23 protein-coding genes and 2 pseudogenes are annotated in these 21488 nt (G+C 74.8%); 7 read left to right on the plus strand and 18 right to left on the minus strand.

The genetic code is table 11. The features are described from left to right. Positions 1–33 precede the first annotated feature (33 nt). The 9 genes from C569_RS0114425 to C569_RS0114465 all read right to left on the minus strand — a co-directional run bounded on the left by C569_RS0114425 (position 34) and on the right by C569_RS0114465 (position 8356). Positions 34–696, minus strand: coding sequence for a 4'-phosphopantetheinyl transferase (locus tag C569_RS0114425; protein WP_018786489.1), 663 nt, complete (start codon positions 694–696; stop codon positions 34–36). Beyond that, complete coding sequence (locus tag C569_RS0114430) at positions 693–1517, minus strand: metallophosphoesterase (RefSeq protein ID WP_018786490.1); 825 nt, start codon at positions 1515–1517, stop codon at positions 693–695. Before C569_RS0114430 ends, C569_RS0114425 begins: the two co-directional genes overlap by 4 nt. Further along, positions 1514–2518 (minus strand): prolyl aminopeptidase, encoded by a 1005-nt coding sequence (gene pip, locus C569_RS0114435; protein ID WP_018786491.1) that lies wholly within the window; start codon positions 2516–2518, stop codon positions 1514–1516. Before pip ends, C569_RS0114430 begins: the two co-directional genes overlap by 4 nt. Before the next feature lie 42 nt (positions 2519–2560). After that, positions 2561–2935 (minus strand): hypothetical protein, encoded by a 375-nt coding sequence (locus tag C569_RS0114440; RefSeq protein WP_018786492.1) that lies wholly within the window; start codon positions 2933–2935, stop codon positions 2561–2563. Between the two features lie 122 nt (positions 2936–3057). Next, positions 3058–4527 (minus strand): hypothetical protein, encoded by a 1470-nt coding sequence (locus tag C569_RS0114445; protein ID WP_018786493.1) that lies wholly within the window; start codon positions 4525–4527, stop codon positions 3058–3060. A 136-nt stretch (positions 4528–4663) separates the two neighbouring features. Next, the gene (locus C569_RS0114450; protein WP_026268148.1) at positions 4664–5626 is read right to left on the minus strand and encodes an anti-sigma factor RsbA family regulatory protein; all 963 of its coding nucleotides are present in this window, start codon (positions 5624–5626) and stop codon (positions 4664–4666) included. Beyond that, entirely contained in the window at positions 5623–6450 is an 828-nt protein-coding gene (locus C569_RS0114455) for an MEDS domain-containing protein (RefSeq protein ID WP_018786495.1), read from the minus strand. The genes C569_RS0114450 and C569_RS0114455 overlap by 4 nt, the downstream gene beginning before the upstream one ends. A gap of 23 nt (positions 6451–6473) precedes the next feature. Beyond that, entirely contained in the window at positions 6474–7583 is a 1110-nt protein-coding gene (locus tag C569_RS0114460) for a hypothetical protein (protein WP_026268149.1), read from the minus strand. A 257-nt stretch (positions 7584–7840) separates the two neighbouring features. Beyond that, positions 7841–8356, minus strand: coding sequence for a 2'-5' RNA ligase family protein (locus tag C569_RS0114465; RefSeq protein ID WP_026268150.1), 516 nt, complete (start codon positions 8354–8356; stop codon positions 7841–7843). A 99-nt stretch (positions 8357–8455) separates the two neighbouring features. Here C569_RS0114465 and C569_RS0114470 point away from each other — a divergent pair, with 99 nt between their 5' ends. The 3 genes from C569_RS0114470 to C569_RS0114480 all read left to right on the plus strand — a co-directional run bounded on the left by C569_RS0114470 (position 8456) and on the right by C569_RS0114480 (position 11587). Next, a complete protein-coding gene (locus C569_RS0114470; protein WP_018786498.1) occupies positions 8456–8962 on the plus strand; it encodes a DinB family protein in 507 nt (168 codons plus the stop codon). Between the two features lie 172 nt (positions 8963–9134). Continuing rightward, positions 9135–9512 (plus strand): SCP2 sterol-binding domain-containing protein, encoded by a 378-nt coding sequence (locus C569_RS0114475; protein WP_018786499.1) that lies wholly within the window; start codon positions 9135–9137, stop codon positions 9510–9512. After that, positions 9509–11587 (plus strand): glycogen debranching N-terminal domain-containing protein, encoded by a 2079-nt coding sequence (locus C569_RS0114480; protein ID WP_018786500.1) that lies wholly within the window; start codon positions 9509–9511, stop codon positions 11585–11587. Before C569_RS0114475 ends, C569_RS0114480 begins: the two co-directional genes overlap by 4 nt. 12 nt (positions 11588–11599) lie before the next feature. Here the strand turns inward: C569_RS0114480 and C569_RS0114485 are convergent, their stop codons facing one another. Further along, complete coding sequence (locus tag C569_RS0114485; protein ID WP_026268151.1) at positions 11600–12337, minus strand: Pr6Pr family membrane protein; 738 nt, start codon at positions 12335–12337, stop codon at positions 11600–11602. Positions 12338–12360: 23 nt separating this feature from the next. Then, positions 12361–13053, minus strand: coding sequence for a hypothetical protein (locus tag C569_RS0114490; RefSeq protein WP_018786502.1), 693 nt, complete (start codon positions 13051–13053; stop codon positions 12361–12363). Positions 13054–13197: 144 nt separating this feature from the next. Between C569_RS0114490 and C569_RS0114495 the strand changes: the two genes are divergently transcribed. Both C569_RS0114495 and C569_RS0114500 read left to right on the plus strand, forming a co-directional pair. Beyond that, positions 13198–14088 (plus strand): DUF72 domain-containing protein, encoded by an 891-nt coding sequence (locus C569_RS0114495; protein ID WP_018786503.1) that lies wholly within the window; start codon positions 13198–13200, stop codon positions 14086–14088. 62 nt (positions 14089–14150) lie between these two features. After that, positions 14151–14336 carry a hypothetical protein gene (locus C569_RS0114500; protein ID WP_018786504.1) on the plus strand — a complete coding sequence of 62 codons (186 nt, stop codon included), beginning with the start codon at positions 14151–14153 and terminating at the stop codon, positions 14334–14336. A gap of 196 nt (positions 14337–14532) precedes the next feature. On the opposite strand, the gene C569_RS0114505 is transcribed toward C569_RS0114500, so the two are convergent. The 5 genes and pseudogenes from C569_RS0114505 to C569_RS30315 all read right to left on the minus strand — a co-directional run. After that, positions 14533–15162 (minus strand): hypothetical protein, encoded by a 630-nt coding sequence (locus tag C569_RS0114505; protein ID WP_026268152.1) that lies wholly within the window; start codon positions 15160–15162, stop codon positions 14533–14535. 85 nt (positions 15163–15247) lie between these two features. Continuing rightward, entirely contained in the window at positions 15248–16105 is an 858-nt protein-coding gene (locus C569_RS0114510; protein WP_018786506.1) for an alpha/beta fold hydrolase, read from the minus strand. 70 nt (positions 16106–16175) lie between these two features. Continuing rightward, positions 16176–17393 carry a glycosyltransferase gene (locus tag C569_RS0114515; protein WP_018786507.1) on the minus strand — a complete coding sequence of 406 codons (1218 nt, stop codon included), beginning with the start codon at positions 17391–17393 and terminating at the stop codon, positions 16176–16178. Further along, positions 17378–17566: a hypothetical protein gene (locus C569_RS0114520; RefSeq protein ID WP_018786508.1), complete on the minus strand. Its 189-nt coding sequence runs from the start codon at positions 17564–17566 to the stop codon at positions 17378–17380. The genes C569_RS0114515 and C569_RS0114520 overlap by 16 nt, the downstream gene beginning before the upstream one ends. A gap of 66 nt (positions 17567–17632) precedes the next feature. After that, a pseudogene (locus C569_RS30315) lies at positions 17633–18619 on the minus strand (FAD-binding oxidoreductase); the annotation flags it as partial. A 94-nt stretch (positions 18620–18713) separates the two neighbouring features. On the opposite strand from C569_RS30315, the gene C569_RS0114530 reads away from it, so the two are divergent. Both C569_RS0114530 and C569_RS0114535 read left to right on the plus strand, forming a co-directional pair. Then, positions 18714–19151 (plus strand): Rrf2 family transcriptional regulator, encoded by a 438-nt coding sequence (locus C569_RS0114530; protein WP_018786510.1) that lies wholly within the window; start codon positions 18714–18716, stop codon positions 19149–19151. Then, entirely contained in the window at positions 19151–19783 is a 633-nt protein-coding gene (locus C569_RS0114535) for a class I SAM-dependent methyltransferase (protein WP_018786511.1), read from the plus strand. Before C569_RS0114530 ends, C569_RS0114535 begins: the two co-directional genes overlap by 1 nt. Before the next feature lie 35 nt (positions 19784–19818). Here the strand turns inward: C569_RS0114535 and C569_RS0114540 are convergent, their stop codons facing one another. Further along, positions 19819–21075 carry a hypothetical protein gene (locus tag C569_RS0114540; protein ID WP_018786512.1) on the minus strand — a complete coding sequence of 419 codons (1257 nt, stop codon included), beginning with the start codon at positions 21073–21075 and terminating at the stop codon, positions 19819–19821. Positions 21076–21240: 165 nt separating this feature from the next. Next, positions 21241–21488, minus strand: a pseudogene (locus C569_RS0114545) (ISAs1 family transposase); the annotation flags it as partial.

A 21488-nucleotide genomic window follows, 5' to 3' on the forward strand; every position in this document is an offset into this window, starting at 1 on the left:
GCGGGCAAACCGGAACAATCGCGGTATCGCCGGTCACTGCCGGTGCGGCACGACCACGGCGGTGAGCAGCAGCCCGCGGGCGACCAGCCAGCGGCCGTCCAGAGAGCCCAGCGCCGGGCCGCCGTCGGTGCGGGTGCCGTCGACCAGGATCCGGGCGGTGAACCGGCCGGCCCGGTCGAACGTCAGCTCCGCCTCCTCGAACCCGAGCCAGCGCCCGGTCAGCGGATACCACGCCTTGTAGACCGACTCCTTGGCGCTGAACAGCAGCCGGTCCCAGCAAGTCGCCGGGTCGGCGGCCCGCAGCGCGGCCAGCCGATCCGGCTCGCCCGCGGTGAGGACCACGCCCGCCACCCCGTCGGGAAGCGGCTCGTGCGGCTCCGCGTCGATGCCCAGCCCGGCCAGTGCCCCGGCCGGTGCCACCGCCGCCGCCCGGTAGCCGGTGCAGTGCGTGATGCTGCCCACCACGCCGTCCGGCCAGACCGGCTCCCGCCGGGGGCCGGGCCGGATCGGCGCCGGGGCGTACCCGAGGCGGGCCACTGCCTCCCGCGCGCAGCGGCGGGCCGTGACGAACTCCTGGCGGCGGGCGGGCACCGCGCGCGCCACCAGGTCCTCCTCGCCCGGGAACGGCGCCTCGTCCGGCACGTCGGTGAACGCCTCGACGGCCGCCGCCCCGGCCGGCAGCAGCGCCTCGATCATCCGAGGATCCGCTTCATCGGCGCCGGTACGCCGCCACGGCGCCGCCACTCGCGCGGGTAACCCAGCGACACCTCCTCGAACCGCACCCCGTCGTAGTGCGTGGTGCGCGGGATGTGCAGGTGGCCGTAGACCGCGACGGCGGCGCGGTGACGCACGTGCCAGTCGGCGGTGCGGTCGGTGCCGCACCACTGCGCGAACTCCGGGAACCAGAGCACGTCGGTGGGCTGCCGCACCAGCGGCCAGTGGGTGACCAGCACCGTCGGCAGCGCCGGATCGGTGGCCTCCAGCCGCCGCCCGGTCACCGCCAGCCTCGCCGCGCACCACGACTCCCGGTCCGGGTACGGGTCGGGGTGCAGCAGCATCTCGTCGGTGCACACCACACCCGCGTCGTACGCCGCGCGCAGCGACTCCTCCTTGGTCGTGGTGCCGGGGGCACGGAACGAGTAGTCGTAGAGCAGGAACAGCGGCGCCACGGTGACCGGCCCGCCCGCGCCCCGCCACACCTGGTAGTCGTCCTCCGGGGTCAGCACGCCCAGCTCACGGCACATCGCCACCAGCGCGTCGTAGCGGGCCACCCCGCGCAGCGTCACCGGGTCGTTGGGGTGGGTCCACAGTTCGTGGTTGCCCGGCGCCCACACGACCCGCGCGAACCGGTCGCGCAGCAGCCGCAGCGTCCGCTCGACGTCGGCGAAGACCTCGCCGACGTCGCCGGCCACGATCAGCCAGTCGTCCGCCGTCTGCGGCCGCAGGCCGTCGACCACCGCGCGGTTCTCCGCGTACGACACGTGGAGATCACTCACCGCGTACAGCGCACCCGTCACCCGGCCGATCCTGCCAGCGGCGGTCGCCGATGACCAGGCTCGCCGACCGGACTCTCGACCCTCGCGGTCACCTCGTCGAGCGCGCGCAGCACCTCCCGGGTCACCCCCGGCTCGGCGGCGGAGTGCCCGGCGTCCGGCACGATCCGCAGCGTCGCCTCCGGCCACCGGCGGGCCAGGTCGTACGCGGACACCGGCGGGCAGCACAGGTCGTAGCGGCCGTTGACGATCACGGCGGGCAGGTGCCGGATCCGGTCCACCCCGTCGAGCAACTGTCCATCGGTGAGGAAGCCGCCGTGCACCGCGTAGTGCGACAGGATCCGGGCCACCGGCAGCGCGTGGTCGTCGGCGGTGAAGTGGGCGAGCAGCTCCGGGTCGGGCCGCAGCGACGAGTTGACCGCCTCCCACCGCCCCCACGCCCGCGCGTACTCGCGGGCCCGCTCCTCGTCCGGGTCGTGCAGCCGCCTGTGGTACGCGCCCAGCACGTCGTCGCGCTCGTCCGGCGGGATCGGCGCCACGAACCGCGCCCACTCCTCGGGCTGGAGGTGGCGCAGCCCGCCCTGGTAGAACCAGTCCCGCTCGCTGCGCCGCAGCAGCAGCACGCCGCGCAGGACCAGGCCGGTCACCCGGTCCGGATGCGCCTGCGCGTACGCCAGCCCGAGCGTCGTGCCCCACGAGCCGCCGAACACCAGCCAGGAGCCGATGCCCAGCCGCCGCCGGATCGTCTCCAGGTCGGCCACCAGATGCCAGGTGGTGTTGGCGCGCACCTCGCCGTGCGGGGTGCTGCGGCCGGCGCCGCGCTGGTCGAACAGCACGGCCCGGTGGCGGGCGGGGTCGAAGAACCGGCGGGCCGCCGGCACCAGGCCGCCGCCGGGACCGCCGTGCAGGAACACCACGGGTACGCCGTCCGGCCGGCCGACCTCCTCCACGTACAGGACGTGGCCGTCACCGACCGGAACGCGGTGGGTGGCGTACGGCTCGGCGGGCGGGTGCAGGCCGGTCATGCCCGGTCATTATGCCCGCCGCGGCGCCGTCCGGCCGACCGGTCAGCAGGCGACGTTGCCGCCGAGGTTGTCCAGCAGCGCGTCGGCGACCCAGCCGGACCTGCCGGTGGTGACGTCCCGCAGGTAGGTCCACGTGTAGGTGGTGTGGCCGTTCGCGGTCACCCGGTCGCCGCTGGCGAAGCAGTGGAAGTCGACTGTGTGGCTGAGCTGCCCGTAGCCGACCGAACCGCAGGTGGTGTGCGGACCGGTGCGGATGTTGACGTTCGTGGCGTTGAAGAGCTGGCCGAACTTGCTGTCCACGTTGGAGTGCGAGTGGCTGCACCCGGCGCTGGCCGGTCCGGCCGTACCGGCAACCACGGCGCCCGCCGAGGCGACGGTCAGGACCAGGGCGGCGCCGATCGAGGAAATCTTCCGCATACCCGTCTACCCCCGAATAAGGATCGCGATGCACCAGCAGATCAACCCAGATAATTGCATAGAAAAAGGTCGATGGGCAAGGTGCGCCGCCGGCCCCGGCCCGGACCGGCGGCGCCGACCGCCTATGCGGTGGCGGGTACGCCGTTGTCGGTACCCGTGGTCTCATCCTCGGGCACACCGCGCGGGGCCGGCGTGCGGACCGCGAACGCGTCGAAGCTCGGCCCGTCCAGGCGCTCGACGATCGGCTCCACGGCGGGCGGCTCCGACCGGTCCGGCTCGATCGCGTCCGGCGCGGTCCGCCCGTCGACGGCCCGGGGCGTCACCTCGGCCGGAACGGTGATCGGCGGGCGCGCCGCCACCTGCGGGTACTCGGCGGTCTCCCCGCCGCCCGCGGCGGCCGCCATGACCGCCGCCGCAGCCAGGTCGGCGACCCGCTTGGCCTCCCGCTGCACCCGGGCCCGGGTCTCCTTGGCGTGCTGCTCGGCCAGGTCCGCCGCGCGCCGTGCCTCGTCGAGCCGCTTGGTCTCCGCGCTCAACTCCCGGCGTACGCCGACCAGCCGCTCCTCCACCTCCGCGCCGGTCCGCTCGATGGTGGCGATCTCCCGGCGGGTGTCCTCCAACTGCCGGGACACCGACTCCAGCTCCGTCTTGAGCTGGGTCAGCGTCTCCTGCCGCTGCTGGATCTCCCGCTGCACACCGGCGAGCTGCTCCTGGTGCGCCGCCGTCTCCTCGTCGGCCCGCTCCCGGACCTCGGTCGCGTACTGCTGCGCCTCGGCCACCAGCGCGGCGATGTCCTTCTCCGCGGCGGCCGCCCGGTCGGCCAACTCCTGCTCGGCGGCGGCCCGCCGCTCGTCCAGCTCCTTGGCCATCGTGGCCTGCCACTGGGCCAGCTCCTGCTGGGCCTTGCTGCGGTTGGCCTGGACCTCCTGCTGGATCTGCGTCCGCGCCGCCTTCACCAGCGCCTCGGACGCCGAACGCGCCTGCTCGACCTGCTGGGCGCTCTGCTCGGTGACCCGCTTCGCCTCCTGCTGGGCCCGGTCGTGCACGGCCTGACCCTCGAGGCGCAGCTTCTCCGCCAGCTCCCGCACGGCGGCAAGCTCCGCCTGCGCGGCGGCCCGCCGCTCCTCGTCCACCCGCTCCTGCTCGGCCCGGCGGGCGGACAGCTCCTCGTCCAGCTCCCGCCGCTCCCGCGCGGCCTGCTCGTGCGCGGCGGCGAGCAGCTTCTCCGCCTGCCCCTGGACCTCCTCCGCGCGCCGGGAGGCCACGTCGGTGATCTGGCCGGCCTGCTTCTCGGCCAGGTCCAGGATCTGGTCGACCATCGGGCCGAGGTCGCGGAAGGACGCCCGGTCCACCGACGACGGACGGTCCCGCAGCTCCACCGCCTCGGCCTGCGCCCGCTGCACCTGCGCGTTCAGGTCGCGCACCTGCGCGTACGCCCGGTCCCGGGCGGCGGTCAGCGCGCTCACCTCGGCGTCGATCTGCTCGACGTACCGGTCCACCTGACGTTTGTCGTAGCCGCGCAACGCGGGATCGAACCGCGGTCGCGCGGACAGGTCGTCGTGGGGTGCGAACGGCTCGGCACCGTTTGACATGCGCCATCCTCCGTCGGTTCGCCAGCGCCAGGCCGGCGGATGACCGCCCCGCAGGGCACGATGAGGCGCTACGGTACCGCGTCCGCGAGCGGGGCTCGCTCCGCCCCGCCCCGCTGCCCGCCGACCGGTGGCGCGGTCAGACCGGGAAGTGCGGGTTCCCCGCCGTCAGGCGGATGGTGAAGCCGCCCGCGTCCCGGTGGTGCGTCACATGGTCGCAACTCTGGTGGCTGATCCACAGGCCCAGCCCGCCGTCGGAACCGTCGCCCGCCGGCAGCAGCCCGGCGTACGGATCCTTGGGTCCGGTGCCCCGATCGTGGACGGTCACCACGATCCGGTCCGGCGCGCGCCACAACCGCAGGCACACCGGCGGCTCACCGTGGCGCAGCGCGTTGCTCACCACCTCGCTGACGGCGATGACCAGCCCGTCGAGGCCGTCGGGTGGAAGCAGGCCACGGTCGGCGGCGTGTACCGCGGCGCGGGCGCGGGCCGGCGTCGGATCGACCAGCTCGACCAGGGGCGTGGTCCGCTGCACCGGGTCCGCGGGCGCCGGCCGGAACTCGGTCAGGTAGCTCGTCGGCTCGGTGTAGAGACCGGCCGCCTCGTGCCCGCCGTCCGGCCGTGCCACCAGCGGATGGGTACGCGCCACGTCGGCGAGCACGTGCGCGGGCGTGCCCCGGCGGTCGTAGGCGCAGATGCCCCAGAGCGGGAAGTCGTCGTAGGCGTGGTTGATCGCCGACTCGTAGCGCGCCCACCAGTCCCAGGTCGCGCCGAGCAGCACCGGAGGCAGCTCGCCGACCATCCGGATCTGCGCCGCCCCCGCCGCCACGTACGAGGCGAGCAACTCCCGGTAGGAGCGCAGCGCGACGCTGGGCCGGGTGTAGACGTCGGAGACCGGCAGGAACGTGACCTCGGCGCCGGTGGGCAGCGCCCGGCGTACCAGTTCGGCGTTGCGCTCGTCCAGGTTCACCGCCGTCGGCTCGCCGGCCGCGATCCCGTCCAGCAGGAACGGCAGCGTCACCGCCAGCAACTCCTCGTCGGAGCCGTAGACGAACGCCTCGTGGAAGTAGCCCACGTGGCCGGAGGCCGCGCCGCTCCTCATCGGACGACCTCCACCCGCACCTCGGCCAGACCGAGCAGGTCGACCAGCCGGGCCGGGGCGCGGCTCGGCGTGCGCAGCACCGCGACGGCGCCGTGCCGGCGGGCGTGGTCGCGCAGGTGCAGCAGGCTGCGGTGGTCGACGAACCGCAGCTCGGCGGCGTCGAACACGAGCCGGCCCGCCACCGGCCGCGGGTCGGCCCGCTCCAGCGCGGCGGCGAAGCCCCGGTGGTTGGACGGGTCCAGCTCCCCAGCCAGCGCCACCACCGCGTCACCGTCGCCGGCGTGCAGGCGGAACAGCACCTCGGCGTTGGTCTGCGGGTGCATGCAGGCCAGCTCGGCGATCGCCGCGTCGCCCAGTCGGCTGCGGTCGTAGGCGCAGACCGCCGACATCGGCCGGTGCCGCATCCAGTGGTCGATCCGGTGCTCGTAGCGGGCGAACGCGTCCCGCTGGGCGGTGGTCCGGACCAGATCGGTCGCCTCGGCCACCACCCGCAGGCCGGAGTGCCCGGCGGTCAGCGCCTCGGTGGTGGCCCGCACGTACGCCCGGACCTGCCGCTCCGGGTCGACGACCTCGTCGTGCCGGTACGCCTCGCCGACGGGAAGCAGCCGTAGCGCGTCCCGCCGGCGCGCGGCGTCGACCCCGGGGACGGAGGCCAGCCAGCCGGTGACGGTCCCGCGATCCTGCGGACAGATTACCCAGACCTGCTCACCGGCGGCCAGACCGGCACTGACCTGCTCGACCGCCAGCGAGCGCAGCGCGGCCGGATCGTCGTAGGCGAGGCAGCCGTGGGTGTATCCCGGGTGCGACACGCTCCCGCTGGTCACCGGCTCCGCCTCATCGGCCCAGTCTATGCCGGGCCCACCTGGAGATCGCGCCAGGCCGTGGCCTCGAGCGGCGGGTCGCCCAGCTCGAACTCGGCCCAGTTGTTCCAGTACGCGATCGCGTCCACGTCGTTCTGCTGGCGCAGCCAGGTGACGTGCTCCCGGAGCGTCCGCGCCCGGCCCGCGCCGGTGGTGTCCGCGGCGATGCGGCTCAGCCCGTACTCGGGCACCAGGAGCCGGATGCCCGGGTACGCGGCGCGCACCTTGTCGAAGGCCACGCCGAACATCCGGGAGGCGGGCCAGTACGCGGCGGTGTCCCGGGAGTAGCAGTCCACGCCGTAGTGGGTCATGCCCGGGTATCCCCAGTCGGTCGGGTTGCCGCGCCCCTCGTCGAGCCAGTAGCGGGTCACGATCGGCCCGTGCCCGAGCACCCACCGCCGGTTGCGGTGCGCGGCCAGGATCTGCGTCACGCGGCTCGCCGTCGCCCGGTACGTGGCCGGGGTTACGTCGCCCATCGGCTCGTGGTACCAGGTCAGGTAGATCGGGCGGTTCACGCCGTCGAGCCAGCCGGCCAGCTGTTCGACGTCGTCCTTCCAGCTGACGTGCATGACGGCCGAGGGCGCGTCGGCGAACTTGCCGGCGTTCAGCGCGGGCAGCTCCGGCAGCGCGTCCGCGTCCGGGCCGTCCGTGCCGAAGTCGCGCATGTAGCGGATGCCCGGATAGTCGGCCACCGCCCGCTGGGTCCGGGCACCCTTGTAGGCGCTCATCCCGACCAGCAGCGGCACGGTCAGCGTGGTGGTGCCCGTGCCGGTGCGGCCGGCGCCGTCACGCGCCGTCGCGGTCAGCGTCACCGTGCCCCGGCCGGCCAGCACGGTGACTGTGAAGCGGCCCGGATCGGTGCCGCTCGGTGTGACCGTCACGCCCGGCGAGGCGCCGGCGAGCTGGATCGTCAGGGGGACGCTCAGGTCCACCCGGACCGGGCTGTCCCAGGTGACGCCGGTGGGGTCGCTGACCCGGCCGGTGAGCGTCAGCAGCCGAGAGTCGGGGTGGAAGGCGTCGACCCGTACGGTGGTCGACTGCCCGGGCAGCAGGACGGTCTGGTCGGCGGTGACGGAACGGACGACGGGTGCGGCCATGAGGCTCTCCTTCGACATGCTTCGCTGCCGCTCCAGCCGCACGTCTTCGGGTGGCCAGATTGGCTCTGACCTGCGCTTTTACCAGCTTGCTTCGGTTTGGCCCCGATCGTCAGGGCAGCCGCAGATGGCGCGAAACCCGGTCGCCTGCCCGCTGTCGTGCCCGCATCGCGGTCCGCCACTGGGCCGGCGGGCGGGCCCGGCACCTGGAGTGGCAGGCCCACCTCCCCGAGGTGGCGTGGATCTTGGCGGGGAGGGCGTCAGGGCAGCGGGTGGGAGATGTCGCGGGCGTGGTCGGCCACCGCCGCGCCGACCACCGTCGCGGTCAGCGGCAGCACCTCCAGGCACCGGCGTACCGCCGCGCCCATCAGCGGGTTCGGCACCCGCATGGACAGTGTGCAGTGCGGCACCCACCGGCCCGGCCGGTAGTGCTCCACCACCTCGACGCCGGCCCGCGCCAGCCGCTCGTGCACCGCGCCGTGGTGCGCCAGCAGCTCGGGCGTCGGTGCCGGCCCGAGCCAGAGCACCCGCCCGAGGAACTGACCGGCGTGCTGGAACTCCAGCCGCAGCGGCGCGGCCACCGCGGTTCCGGCGAGCGCCTCGGCGACGCGGTGCGGGTCGAGGCGGGGCGCGACCGCCAGCGAGACGTGCGGGCGGTGCCGCTGCGCCAGCAGGGACCGCATGCTCGGCACCCCGTCGGACTCCAGCAGGTCCCACAGCACCCGGATCCGCCGGGTGGCGTCGGTGTCCAGATACAGCTCCAGCGCCGCGACCACAGCGATCACCCTAGAGCCGGCGTCCGCGCCGAGGTTTGCCGGGCACGCTGGGCGGTACTGCCCGAGGGACGGCAGGAACCGCGGGGGAGTGGGGGACGCGTGGACGCGACGGACGTGCTGACCGAGGCGTACGGGCGGTTGCCCGATCTGGTCGCCGGGGCGCTCGACGGGCTCGACGCGGCCCAGCTGCGGCGGGCGCCGGCCGACGGGGCGAACCCGGTGGGCTGGCAAATCTGGCACCTGACCCGGATCCAGGACGACCACGTCGCCGACATGATGGGGGAGCCGCAGCTCTGGACCACCGGCGACTGGGCGGCGCGGTGCGGCCTGCGGCCCGACCCCGCCGACACCGGCTTCGGGCACGGCCCGGAGCAGATCGCGGCGGTACGCCCGGAGGACGGCGGCGTGCTGCTCGACTACCACCGGGCGGTGGTGGACCGGAGCCTGGGATACCTGCGCGGGCTGAGCCCGGCCGACCTGGACCGGGTGGTCGACGAGAACTGGGATCCGCCGGTGACGCTCGGGGTGCGGCTGGTGAGCGTCCTCGACGACGACTTCCAGCACGTCGGTCAGGCCGCGTACGTGCGCGGGCTCATCCTGCGCTGAGCGCCGCGCCCGCCCGGCGCGTCCCCGGTCGTCGGCATGCCCGCAGGGATACCCGCCGCGCCGCCGCGTCTCACCCGGACCGGGTGAGTTCGCCTCACCCGCCCGGCGGGGACGCTGAGGGACGGGCGGCGCCGGCAGGCGGGCGGCCGCGACCACCGACGAGGAGGGCCCGATGAGCGTCTCGGCCGTGGAACACCTGACCCGGGGGACGGCCGGCCGGCACCCGGAGCTGCCCGAGACCACCTCCGGCACCATCCGCCTGGACCTGCGCGACGGCGGCAGCACCGAGCACTGGTACCTGACCGTCGACCGGCAGGACGTCCGGGTGGACCGCCTGACCGAGGAGGCGGACCTGGTGGTCGGCGCGGACCGGGAGGTGTTCGACCGGATCGCGGCGGGGCGGCTGCACCCGGCCGCCGCGCTGCTGCGCAACGACCTCACCGCGCGGGGCGAGCTGAAGCTGCTGATGACGCTGCGCCGGCTCTTCCCCGGCCCGCCGGATGCCCGGGATCCCCGCGCCGTGACCGGCGAGCGGGTGGCGGCCCGATGAAGCAGGAACTGGTCCACGTCCTTGCCGGCAACGCGTTCGCGGTGAGCGACGCGCAGGGCGACATGGAACACGACCCGTGCGCGCCGATCGGCCTGTTCTCCTTCGACACCCGGTTCCTGTCCCACTGGGTGCTCACGGTCGACGGCGAGCGGCTGCACGCGTTGTCCCGCGACGACCTGACCTACTTCGAGACCCGCTTCGTGCTGGTGCCGGGCGCGGCCAGCCACTACGTGGACGCCGACGTCTCGGTGATCCGGCACCGGTCGATCGACGAGGCGTACCACGAGAGCGTCACGGTGCTCAACCACTCGGCCGAACCCGCCGAGTACACGGTGCGGATGGAGATGGCGGCCGACTTCGCCGACACCTCGGAGATCCTGCGGCCCGGCCCGCGCCGCCCGACGGTGGTCCCCGACCCGCAGGAGCGGCGGTTGCGGATCCGGTACGAGCGCGGGCGGTTCGCCCGGGAGACATGCGTCTCCAGCACCGCTCCGGCCGACGTGGACGCGCGCGGGATGACCTTCCGGATCCGCGTGGAGCCGCAGGGCGAGTGGCACGCCGACCTGCACGTCGCGATGATCATCCAGGGCGCGGGCGGGCGGGACCTGCGGGCCGACATCGAGTCCCACCGGCAGCACGTCAGCCAGGACATGCGGGACGGCCTCGAACGGTGGCTCGACCGGGCGCCGCACCTGACCGCCGAGCGGCCCGGGCTCAACGCCGTGTACCGGCAGGCCCTGACCGACCTGGCCGCCCTGCGCTACATGCCGCTGGCCTACACCGATCCGGTGCCGGTCGGCGGGATGCCCTGGGCGATGACGCTGTACGGGCGGGACGCGCTGATCACCTGTTTCCAGACGTTGCCCTTCACGCCCGAGTTGACCCCGGCCACGCTGCACATGCTGGCGATGTTGCAGGGCGGCCGGCTCGACGACCGGCACGAGGAGGAACCGGGCAAGATCGTCGCCGAGCTGCGGTACGGCGAGGCGGCCGCGTTCGACGAGCAGCCCACCGCGCTCTACTACGGCGCCGCCGACACCACGCCGCTGTTCGTGATCCTGCTCGACGAGTACGAGCGCTGGACCGGTGACACCGACCTGGTCCACGAGTTGCGGCACCCGGCCCTGATGGCGCTGGACTGGCTGACCCGCTACGGCGACCAGTGCGGCGACGGCTACCTGCGCTACCTGCCGCGCAACACCGGCAGCGGGGTCGCCAACCAGACCTGGCGCAACTCCCCGGAAGCGATCGTCGACCGGTACGGCGCGGAGCCGCCGTACCCGCGCGCCACGTGCGAGCTTCAGGGCTACGCGTACGACGCGCGGCTCCGCGGCGCCCGGCTGGCCCGGGAGTTCTGGGGCGACCGGGGCTACGCCGAGCGCCTGGAGGCCGACGCGGCGCGGCTGCGGGAGCGGTTCAACAGCGACTTCTGGCTGCCGCAGCAGGGCTACTACGCGCTGGCGCTCACCCCGGACGGCGAGCCGGTCGACGCGCTCACCTCACACCTCGGGCACCTGCTGTGGAGCGGCATCGTGGAGCCGGACCGGGCCGACGCGCTGGCCGGGCACCTGCGCGGGCCGGAGCTGTTCTCCGGCTGGGGCGTGCGCACCTACGCGCAGGGACAGCGGCCGTACAACCCGGTCGGCGCGCACCTCGGCGCGGTCTGGCCGTCGGACAACGCGATCGTCGCGGCGGGCCTGCGGCGGTACGGCTTCGACGAGGAGGCGGCCGACATCGCCGCGAGCATGTTCGCGATGGCGGAGACGCTCGGCGGCTCGGTCCCGGAGGTGATCGCCGGCTACCCCCGCGCGGTGACCACGTACCCGGTCCAGTTGCCGGCGGCCGGACGACCGCAGTCGTGGGCCTCCGGTGGGCTGCTGATGCTGCTGTCGACCATGCTGGGGTTGCGCCCGTGCGGGGAGAACCTGCTGGTGAACCCGGCGATCCCGGCGGGTTTCGGGCGGATCGAGCTGCTCGACGTGCCGGGGCGGTGGGGGCGGGCCGACGCGTACGGCCGGGAACGCGGCGCGGGCCGGCGGACGCGCGCCGGCCAGCCGGCCCACCGGGCCGCCTGACCGGCCCGCCGCTCAGGCCGAGCCGCTGGTCTCCCGCTGTGCTGCCGTCGCGGCGCCCGGCCCGGCCGCCGTCGTCGGTTCCGTCGGCCCGGCCGCGGGTGGCGCCTGCTCCGCATCGACTCGCCCGGCCCGGGCGAGCAGCCGGTCCACGCCCACGAACAGCAGACCCAGCAGCCAGAACACCGCGGCGAACCCGGCCGCGCTGACCGCCACCCCGTCGTAGCCCAGCTCTCCCGCGTCGATGAACGGGTACGGGTAGCTGCCCACGATCAGGCCACGCACCAGCGCGAATCCGAGGTATCCGACCGGGAACACCAGCCACCAGGCGGCGTACCGGGGGCGCAGCCGGCCGCGCCTGTCGAACAGCGCCCAGTCGGCGACCGCCAGCAGCGGCACCACCGTGTGCAGGAACTGGTTGCCCCACCACTCACCCGGTTGCCGGTCCGGCTGGGTCATCGCGAACGGGCTGGCCGGGTTGGCCAGGACCAGGTGGTAGACCGTGCCGGTGATGGTGATGTAGAGGGTCACCGCGCCCTTGAGGACGCTCGGCGGCTCCGGCCGGTCGCGCAGCGCGCACCAGGCGGCGTACCCGGCGAGGACACCGACCGCCACGTTGCTCTGGATGGTGAAGTACGGCAGCAGGCCGGTCACCGTGGCCGGGCCGAGCGCGGTGAGCACGATGCCGGCCAGCACGGCGAGCAGCACTGCGAGGCGGAGGAGGATCGCCGGTAGGCGACGCCGGGGGGTCACGGGGGCAAGTTACCAGCCGGTCCTCAGGCGGCACCCCGCCCGGGCGGGGTGCCGGACTGCGGCTCGACGGGCCCGGGCGGGGTGCCGTCCCCGCCCGGCGGCCCGCCGTCCGGGTGAACCGGGCGCTCGATCCGGCCGCCGCGCCGCGTGCCGTCGGATCTCCCCGGCGGGTCGTCGTCGCCCAGCAGCCCGGCGCAGTAGTCCGGCACGCGGTCGTGACCCCCGGCCGCGGCGACGAGGTCACTGAAGGCGGGTGTGGAGAGGACGCGTCCCCGTTGCGGCTCGGCGACGGCCCGGTACGCGACGCACAGGCCGGGCGGTGAGGACGGGTGCGGCGTCCGGGGTGCGGGCGAGCCGGCCGGCGGGCTCGGCCGGGCCGACGGCGCAGGGGACGCGGTGACGACCGGCGGCGCAGCGGGGTGCGGGGCGTGCGGAAGGTTGCCGGTCGCGGCGAGCGCGACGCCGCCGGTGAGGGACGCGGCCAGTGCTGCCACGGCCACCCGGACGCCGAAGCGGACGCGGCGGCGACGGCGTGCCCGCTGTGCCTCCCGGAACGCCGCGACCGCTGCCGCCTCGCCGACGAGTTCGCCCGTGCCGGCCACGGCCCGGACCGCTGCGAGTACGGCCACCAGCCCTCGGGGAGCGGACGACGTGTCGCCGGAGCGGCCGGCGAGCAGCCGCTCGACGGTTTCCTCGTCCAGACCGGGTGCGTCCATCTCGTCACCCTCAGCGCCGCCAACCGGCCGGGCGTCACACCCCGGCGCGCCGCCCAGCCGGTGACGCCGGTCACCCGGCGCCGGTCACGGCCCGGACGGCATCTCCGGTTGCCGACGTCCGGCGGTCGCGGTGAACTGAATTACATGGGTGTCATCAAGGTGGGCACGTCCTCCTGGGCCGACCAGATGCTGGTCCGCTCCGGCTGGTATCCGCGCGGGGTCAACACCCCCGCCGGGCGGCTCGGCTGGTACGCCGAGCGGTTCGGACTGGTGGAGGTGGACACGTCGTACTACGCCGTGCCGGCGCCGGAGACCACGGCGGGCTGGGCGGCCGCCACCCCGCACGGCTTCACCTTCGACGTCAAGGCGTTCCGGCTGTTCACCGGCCACCACACGCCGGTCGACGCGCTGCCCCGCGACCTGCGCCCGGCCGGCGTCCCGAACCGGATCCGCTGGCGCGACCTGCCCGCCGGGGCGTACGACGAGTTGTGGGACCGGTTCCACGCGGCGCTGGCGCCGCTCGCGGCGGCCGACCGGCTCGGCGCCGTGCTGTTGCAGTTCCCGCCGTGGCTGGCCCGCGGCGAGGCGGCCCGGCGGCGGATCCTGGACGCCGCGCGGCGCTGCCGCCCCTGGCCGGTCACCGTCGAGCTGCGGCACTCGTCCTGGTTCGACGGGGACGCGATGGCGGACACCGTCACGTTCCTGCGTGAGCACGACCTCGGGTACGCCTGTGTGGACATGCCGCAGGGGCACGTCTCCTCGGTGCCGCCGGTCCTGGTCGCCACCACCGGACTGGCCGTGATCCGGTTCCACGGGCACAGCACCGCCTGGGAGAGCGGCGACAAGCAGGAGCGGTTCCGGTACGCCTACGGCGAGCGGGAGTTGCGGCACTGGTCGGTGCTGCTGCGCGAACTGGCCGACCAGTGCGCCGAGCTGCACGTGCTGATGAACAACTGCTGCGGCGACCAGGCCCAGCGCGACGCCGCCCGGCTGGCCGACCTGCTCGGCGTCGCGTCCGCCGCCGCGCGCGCCTGACGTTTCCCCAGCCGCCGGCCGGGTACCGCCGGGGTGCAGGGACGACTGCCGAGGGGGGATCTGTGGAGAAGCGGCGCGACGAGGACGAGCGGGATCCGCGAGCGACCCGGGAGGCCGAGGAGGCGCACGGCGGCAGCATGGCGCCGGGCCTGGTCGACGACACCGGGCACCCGGTGGCCGAGTCACCGGTGCCGGACAACGAGCCGTCGGCGCCGGGCCGGCCGGGCGAGGACGGCACCGGCTCCTGACCGCTCAGGGGCGCGGTCGGTGGTGCCCCACGGCGCGGCCGACTCCGGCCCGCGTCCGTCGTCCGTACCCGGCCGGTCCCTGCTGGTCATGGTCACCTCGCCTGGTTGCTGATGTCCGCCCGCGGACGGACGGCCTGGTCCGGGGCACCGCGCGGCCGGTGACCCACCCCGATGTGGGTCGCCGGCCGCGCGGTGGTCAACGGGCCGCCCCGACCAGATGACGTCCGGCCGCCCCCACGGCGGCCACCTTGCCGATGTTCTTCGGCGCGGACATCAGCCCGCCCGCGCGGCCCAGCATGCCCCGGAACACCTGTCCCGGCTTCTGCTGTTCGCCCATGTACGCCGACACCACCACGAGCGCGCCGGTCAGCGCCGGGATCGCCCACTGGAGCATCTTCATCTGCCGCTGGCTGGCGGCGACGTTCGCCGGCGTCTGGTGGTTGGGCTCGGTGGTCCCCTCGACCGGCGGGCCGCCGGCCTTCTCCAGCCGCATGCCGACCAGCCGGCTGTAGCCGGTCACCGCCAGGGCACCGACCGTCAGCGCGGTCTTTACCGCGCTCACCTTCCCCACGCCCGCCTGGCGGGCCATTCGCGGGCTCTCGGTTACCAGTTCGCCGACCGCGCCGGCCAGGTGTGCGCCGATCGCGGCCGCGTTGACGGGCGTCCACCGCGCCCACCCGGCCGAGGCCACCGGCAGCCGCTCGGTCGTGTCGTTGATCCGCGCCGCCGCGCCGTTGACGCCGAGCGCCCCCATCAGGGAACCGCCGAACCAGGCCGCCAGGCCCAGGTCGTGCATCGAGCGCAGCGTGGTGTGCCGTTCTGACATCAGATCCCCCTCCGCCGTGTTCGGGCGGTGCGGCATACCCACGATCGGGCGACTCACGCCGGGGCGTGGTGGAGAAGGAGGAGGATCAGCGGCGGGGGAGCGTGCCGGCGAACGCGGCGATCCGGGCGGCCAGCGGCGCCGACGTGCGTACCCAGGTGAAGTGGTCGAGCGGCGCGCCCGCCTCGGCGACCGTGTAGCGGTGCCGCGTCACCGGCGCCGCGGTCATCTTCCCGCAGAGGTGGTCGAGCGTCTCGTGCGGCGTGTACTGGTCGTCGTCGACGCTCACCGCGAGCACCGGTGTGCTGATCCGCCGCACGGCGGCCTCCGCGTCCACCCCGTCCAGCACGGGGAAGCGGCCGGTGCGGGCCGTGTGCGCCCAGTCCCGGATCACGCCGGCGGCCTGTCGGCCGCCGAAACTCCAGCCCGGCCAGACGCCGAGCAGCCGGGCCGTCGCCGCGATCGCCTGGGTGTACGGCAGCACGCCCCACCCGCGCAGGCCCGGGTACCGCCGCCACCACGGCAACCCCACCGCCACCAGGGCCAGCCCGTCCACCCGCCCGTCGTCGTGCAGCGCCTGGTGCAGCACCGCCACCTGGCCGCCGAGGGAGTGCCCGAGCAGCAGCCGGGTGCGGCCGTCCAGCCGGGGCTTGAGCGCGTCGAGCACGGCACCGATGTCGGCGGCCATCTCCTGGTAGCCGTAGCGGCAGGCACGCGACGGCGCAGGTGTGCTCTCGCCGGTGCCGCGCAGGTCGGCCACGATCACCGCCAGCCCGGCGTCGCGCAGCGCGGCGGCGAACGGCCGGTAGTAACGGGCGCGCACACCCATGGCCGGCCAGATCAGCACCACCGGCGCGCCGGGCGGACCGGCCGGCTCCGGGTAGACCTGCACGCCGATGCGCGCGCCGTCGACGTCCACGAACTCCTGGGTGTAGTCCCCGCTCACCCGGATCAGGTTACGGCCCAACCTACCGGCGGGTAATAGGGGGGGATGGGCCCGCGCCGGGCCTGGGGCGTCACGCCACCGCCGGCGACCGCCGTGCCGTGCCGGCCAGCGCGCCGTAGACCGCGCCGAGCTGTTCGGCGCACCGCTTCCAGGAGTACCTGCTGCGGATGCGGTCGAGCGCGGCGGTCGCGTACGTGAACCGGCGCACGTTGTCGCCGAGCAGGCGGCGCAGGGCGGTGCCCAGCGCGCGGGGGTCACGCGGCGGCACCAGGTCGCCGGTGAGCCCGTCCACCACGCTGTCGGCGATCCCGCCCACGTTCGTGCCGATCACCGGCACGCCGCAGGCCATGCCCTCCAGCGGGGTGAGCCCGAACGGCTCGTACCAGGGGGCGGCGACGAGCACGTCCGCCGACCGGTACCAGGTGCCCATCTCCTCGCGCGGCACGCCGCCGAGCAGCCGTACCCGGTCGGCCACGCCGCACGATTCGGCGAGGGCGGACAGCCGGCGGGCGAACGTGTCGGCGGGCAGCAGGTGGGCCGGCGGGCCGCCGACCACCACGCATTCGGCGTCGGGCACCGCGGGCAGCGCCCGGACCACGTCCAGGAAACCCTTGCGGTCGACCATCCGTCCGACGGTGAGGATGCGCGGGCGGGTCGGGTCGCGGGGCGCGGCCGGACCGTCCGGGCGGAACACTGCCTCGTTCACGCCGGGCGGCACCAGCGCCATCCGGGACCGGGGTACGCCCATCCGGACCAGTTCGGCGACCTCGTCCGAGCACTGGACGACGACCCGGTCCACGGCCCGGCCGAGCGCCCGCTCGTAGCCGAGGCGTCTCGGCGGACTGGTGTCCCGCACGCCCCGGTGGCGGCGCTCGACGGTGCCGAGCGCGTGGTACGTCAGCACCGTCGGCACGCCGGTCCGGCGGCTCGCGTGCACGGTGGCCAGTCCGCTCGTCCAGAAGTGCGCGTGCGCCACGTCCGGGGCCCAGCCGCCGTGCCGCCAGGTGTCGGCCAGCCAGCTGCCGAATTCCCCCAGGTACGGCAGCGGGTCGTCCTCGGGCAGCCGCCGGGCGGGGCCGGCCGGCACGTGGCACACCTGGTAGCCGTCCGGCGTGTCGACCGCATGGGGCAGTGTGGAGGAGTCGCGCCGGGCGTAGACGCGTACGTCGTGGCCCGCGCCGGCCATCGCGGACGCGAGTTCCGCTACGTGCGTGCTCTGGCCGCCGGCCTTCTCCTCGCCGAAGACGGCGAGCGGGCTGGCGTGCTCCGAGATCATCGCGATCCGCATGTCTTCTCCCTCATGATCCGGTCCAGCCCCAATCCGCCGCGGCGCGGCACCGGCCGTCCGCCGGGCGTGCGGCGGCTGAACCGCTCCGCCTCGGCGGCGGCCACCACCCGGCCGCCGACCGCCGGGGCGGCGGCCGGGTCGTGAACGATCGCGTTGGTGCCGAGGGCGCGCATGGGTGGACCCCTACCCTCGGGTTCCGCCCCTAACCGGCGCACCACCGACTTCTCCGCGGCCGGGGGTCAGCCCGGCAGCATCCCGGGACCGAACACCTCGTAGGCGATCCGCTCGGCCGGCACACCCCGGCGCAGCAGGCCGGCCCGGACCAGGTTCATGAACGCGACCGGACCGCACAGGTGCGCGGCCACTCCGGCGGGCAGCGGGATCCGGTCCGGGTCGATGAGGCCGGGGGACACCTCCGCCTTCAGGCCGGGCAGGTCGGCCCCGGCGGCGTCGAGATACCAGAGGTGAACGGCCAGATTCGGCAGCCGCTGCTGGAGCGCGGGGAGTTCCGCGCGCAGCGCGTGCGCCTCGGCGTCCCGGTCGGCGTGCGCCAGCGTCACCCGCCGTCCGGGATCCCGGTCGGCCAGGTGGGCCAGCGCCGCCATCGCCGGGGTGAGTCCGATGCCGGCGCTGACCAGCAACAGCGGCCCGTCGCCGGCGGTGGCGTCGACCTCGCCGAACGCCGGGCTGAGCCGCAGCGTGTCGCCGACGGTCACCCGGTCGTGCAGGTGACCGGAGACCATGCCGTCGGGTGCGCCGCGCTCGCCGCGTACCCGCTTCACGGTGATCCGCCACTGGCCGGCGCCGGGGCGGCCGGAGAGGCTGTACTGGCGGATCTGCTGCCCTCGGCCACCGTCCAGGTCGACCGCGACCGAGACGTACCGGCCGGGGGTGAAGCCGGGCGCGGCGCCGCCGTCGGCCGGCGCGAGGGTGAGCGAGACGACGTCGGCGCTCTCCCGGGCCCGGCCGGTCACCCGCCAGTCCCGCCACACCGGGCCGCCCTCGGGTACGCCGGCACCCGCGTAGAGCCGCGCCTCGCGGGCGATCAGCTCGCAGGCCAGCAGCCAGTAGACCTCGTCCCAGGCGGCGGCCACCTCCGGGGTGACCGCGTCGCCGAGCACCTCGCCGACCGCGGCGAGCAGGTGGCGACCGACGATCGGGTACTGGGTGGCGGTGATGCCGAGCGAGGCGTGCTTGTGGGCGATCCGGTCCAGGACCGGTCCCCACTCTTTTAGGGTCTAAGGTCCCGGTGCCGCAGTGGCATGGGTCACCGTGAATCCGCAGGTGTCCCGGACGGCGCCGAGTGGCTAGGGTCGGTGCGTGAGGCTCAACCGGTCGACCGACATGGCGCTGCGGATCGCCATGCTGACCGCCGCTTCCCCGGTCCGGGCCACAGTCGACGAACTCGCCACCCGGCTCGAACTGCCCCGCAGCCACGTCGCCAAGGTGGTGCAGCGGCTGCAACGCATCGGCGTTCTGGTGACCATCCGGGGCCGCTCCGGTGGCGTGGCCTTCGCCGAACACGCCGGCGACATCACCGTCGGCCTGGTGGTCCGCGCCTTCGAGGGCGACGGCGAGGTGGTCGACTGCGCGCAGCCGGTCTGCCCGCTGGTCGCCGAGTGCCGGCTGCGCGGCGAGCTGCGCCGCGCGCAGGCCGCCTTCCTCGCCGTGCTCGACGGGGTACGCCTCGGCGACCTGGTCGACGGATCCGCCGGCCCGCTCCTGCTCAGCCTCGGCGCGCCACCGGCCGGTCGCTGATGGCCGTCTCCCACCCCATCTTCTCCCGGCTCTTCGCCCGCGCCAGTGTCGCCATGGACCAGGCCGGCATGTCCGAGCACCGCGCCCGCCTCGTCGCCGGGCTGCGCGGCCGGGTGGTCGAGGTCGGCGCCGGCAACGGGCGCAACCTCGCGCACTACCCATCGGGGGTGACCCGGGTGGTCGCCGTCGAACCGGAACCACGCCTGCGTGCCCTGGCCCGCGCCGCCGCACCCGGCGCCCCGGTACCGGTGACCGTCGCCGCCGGTCTCGCGGAGGCGCTGCCGGTCGCCGACGGTGCCGCCGACGCGGTGGTGCTGTCGCTCGTGCTCTGCTCGGTGCCGGACCAGGCGGTCGCGCTGAGGGAGGCGCGCCGGGCGCTGCGGCCCGGCGGCGAACTGCGCTTCTACGAACACGTGGTGGCATCCACGCCCGGCCTGCGGCGGGCCCAGCGCCTGGCCGACGCCACGCTCTGGCCGCTGTTCTGCGCCGGGTGCCACACCGCCCGGGACACGGTGGCCGCGATCGGGACCGCCGGTTTCGAGGTGACCACGCTCCACCGCTTCCGCTTCCCGCCGGCCGGGCTGCCGGGCCCGGCCTCGCCGCACGTGCTCGGCACCGCGATCCGGCACTGACGCCGGGCCGGTTCTGCCCGGCGTCAGTGCCGGACTCAGCTCACACTCACCGTGCCGTCCGGGGCGCGGACGCAGGAGACGGTACGGGCGCCGGTCGCCGCCGCGCCGGCCAGGCACCGGCCGAGCACCTTGTGCCCGGCGGCGTTCGGGTGCCACGACTCCTGGCAGGTCTGGAAGTACGTGCCGCAGGCGTTGGCGATCCGCTGGATGTCGAGCTTGTCGTACCCGGAGAGGCTGGTGACGAACGTGCCGGTCGGGCCGTCCATCAGCCGGATCGGCGTGGCCAGGGCGTTACCCGGGCTGCCGGTCGACTCGCAGAGCCGGGCGCCGTCGAACGCGCGCTGCACGTTCAGGTAGACCAGGTCGTCCTGCGGGAACTCACCGGCGAGCGTGCCGCGGACCGAGCTGACGAGCGTGCCGAGCCCCTGCGAGAAGCGGTGTCCGGGCGCCAGACTGGCCCGGTGGATCGGGCAGCCGGCCGCGTACCGCTCGGCGCCCAGCGCGCGGAACTTGTCCCGGGTGTCGTCGCGGCTGTCCTCGGTCCAGTAGCGCTGGTCCAGCTCGTACGGCAGCGGGTTGGTGTAGTCCTGGAAGACCACCCGGTGCTGGCCGTCGGCGTCGATCTCGTCGAGCGTGGCCAGCAGCTGCCGCAACGCCGTGGTGGTCTCCGTGGTGGCGGCGGCGAACTGCGCGGCCGTGCCCAGGTCGGCGTCGGTGCACGGCTTCTGCTCCACCGGCCCGCCCAGGTATGCCCAGAACTCCCACCAGCCGGTCCACGCGTCGGCGATGAACCGGTTGGCGCACTTCTCCGCCACGCTGCCGAACGTGAACGAGCTGTTGTTCGAGCCGAGGCCGACGAGCACCAGGTCGATGTCGTGGGTCCGCGCCACCGACCGGAGCTGGTCGAGCTGGGCGGCCACCTGCCGCCCAGTGGCCCGGGTCGACGAGGCGTTCGCGATGTCGTACGGCTGACCGCCCGAGCAGGCCAGGTTGAACCGCGCGGAGATGCCGGGCAGGTCGGCCTGGAACAGCGAGGCGTTCGGCGAGCGGTGGCAGAAGTAGGCGTTGGCGTTGGCGGCGGACCAGCCGGGGAAGCCCCGGGCCACCCCGTTGACGTCCACCACCGGCGCGTACGCCCCGGCGCCCTCACCACTGATGAAGCTGTCTCCCAGCGCCACCGCGGCGGTGGGCAGCGCGGCGGCGGCCGGCCGGGTGGGCGCCGCGGCGGCGGGTAACGCCACCGTGGCGAGCGCCAGCGCCGCCGCGAGCACGGAACGACGGAACACGGTCATGCCCGACCTCCCAGACATCGAAATGTGAAAGATTCTTCAGGGGGGCGATCAGATCACGCGCGTGTGACGGACGTCAATGGTCCGACATCAGCGGCCCCCGCCGGGGAAGACATCCGGCGCCCGGGGCGTTGTGCCGCCCGGACCCCCAGGGCCCCGGCAAAGTCGTCAGGTGATGCCGAGTAGTGCCAGCGGGCGGGTGCTGTCGCGGGCGTGATGCCGGTTCGCGGCGGCGATGTTGGTGATGCCGGCGGTGCGTAGGGCGCCGATGGCGGCGTTGCGGAGGGCTGCCATGACTTGGGGGCCGGTGCCGGTGCGGATCTGGGATCGGTCCTCGTCGTAGGTGACGTCTCGCACCCAGTGGACCTTGTTCTCGATCGACCAGTGGCCGCGGATCCATCCGGCCAGTTGGGCCG

It is taken from the genome of Micromonospora sp. CNB394 (assembly GCF_000374985.1).
Lineage (GTDB): Bacteria > Actinomycetota > Actinomycetes > Mycobacteriales > Micromonosporaceae > Micromonospora > Micromonospora marina.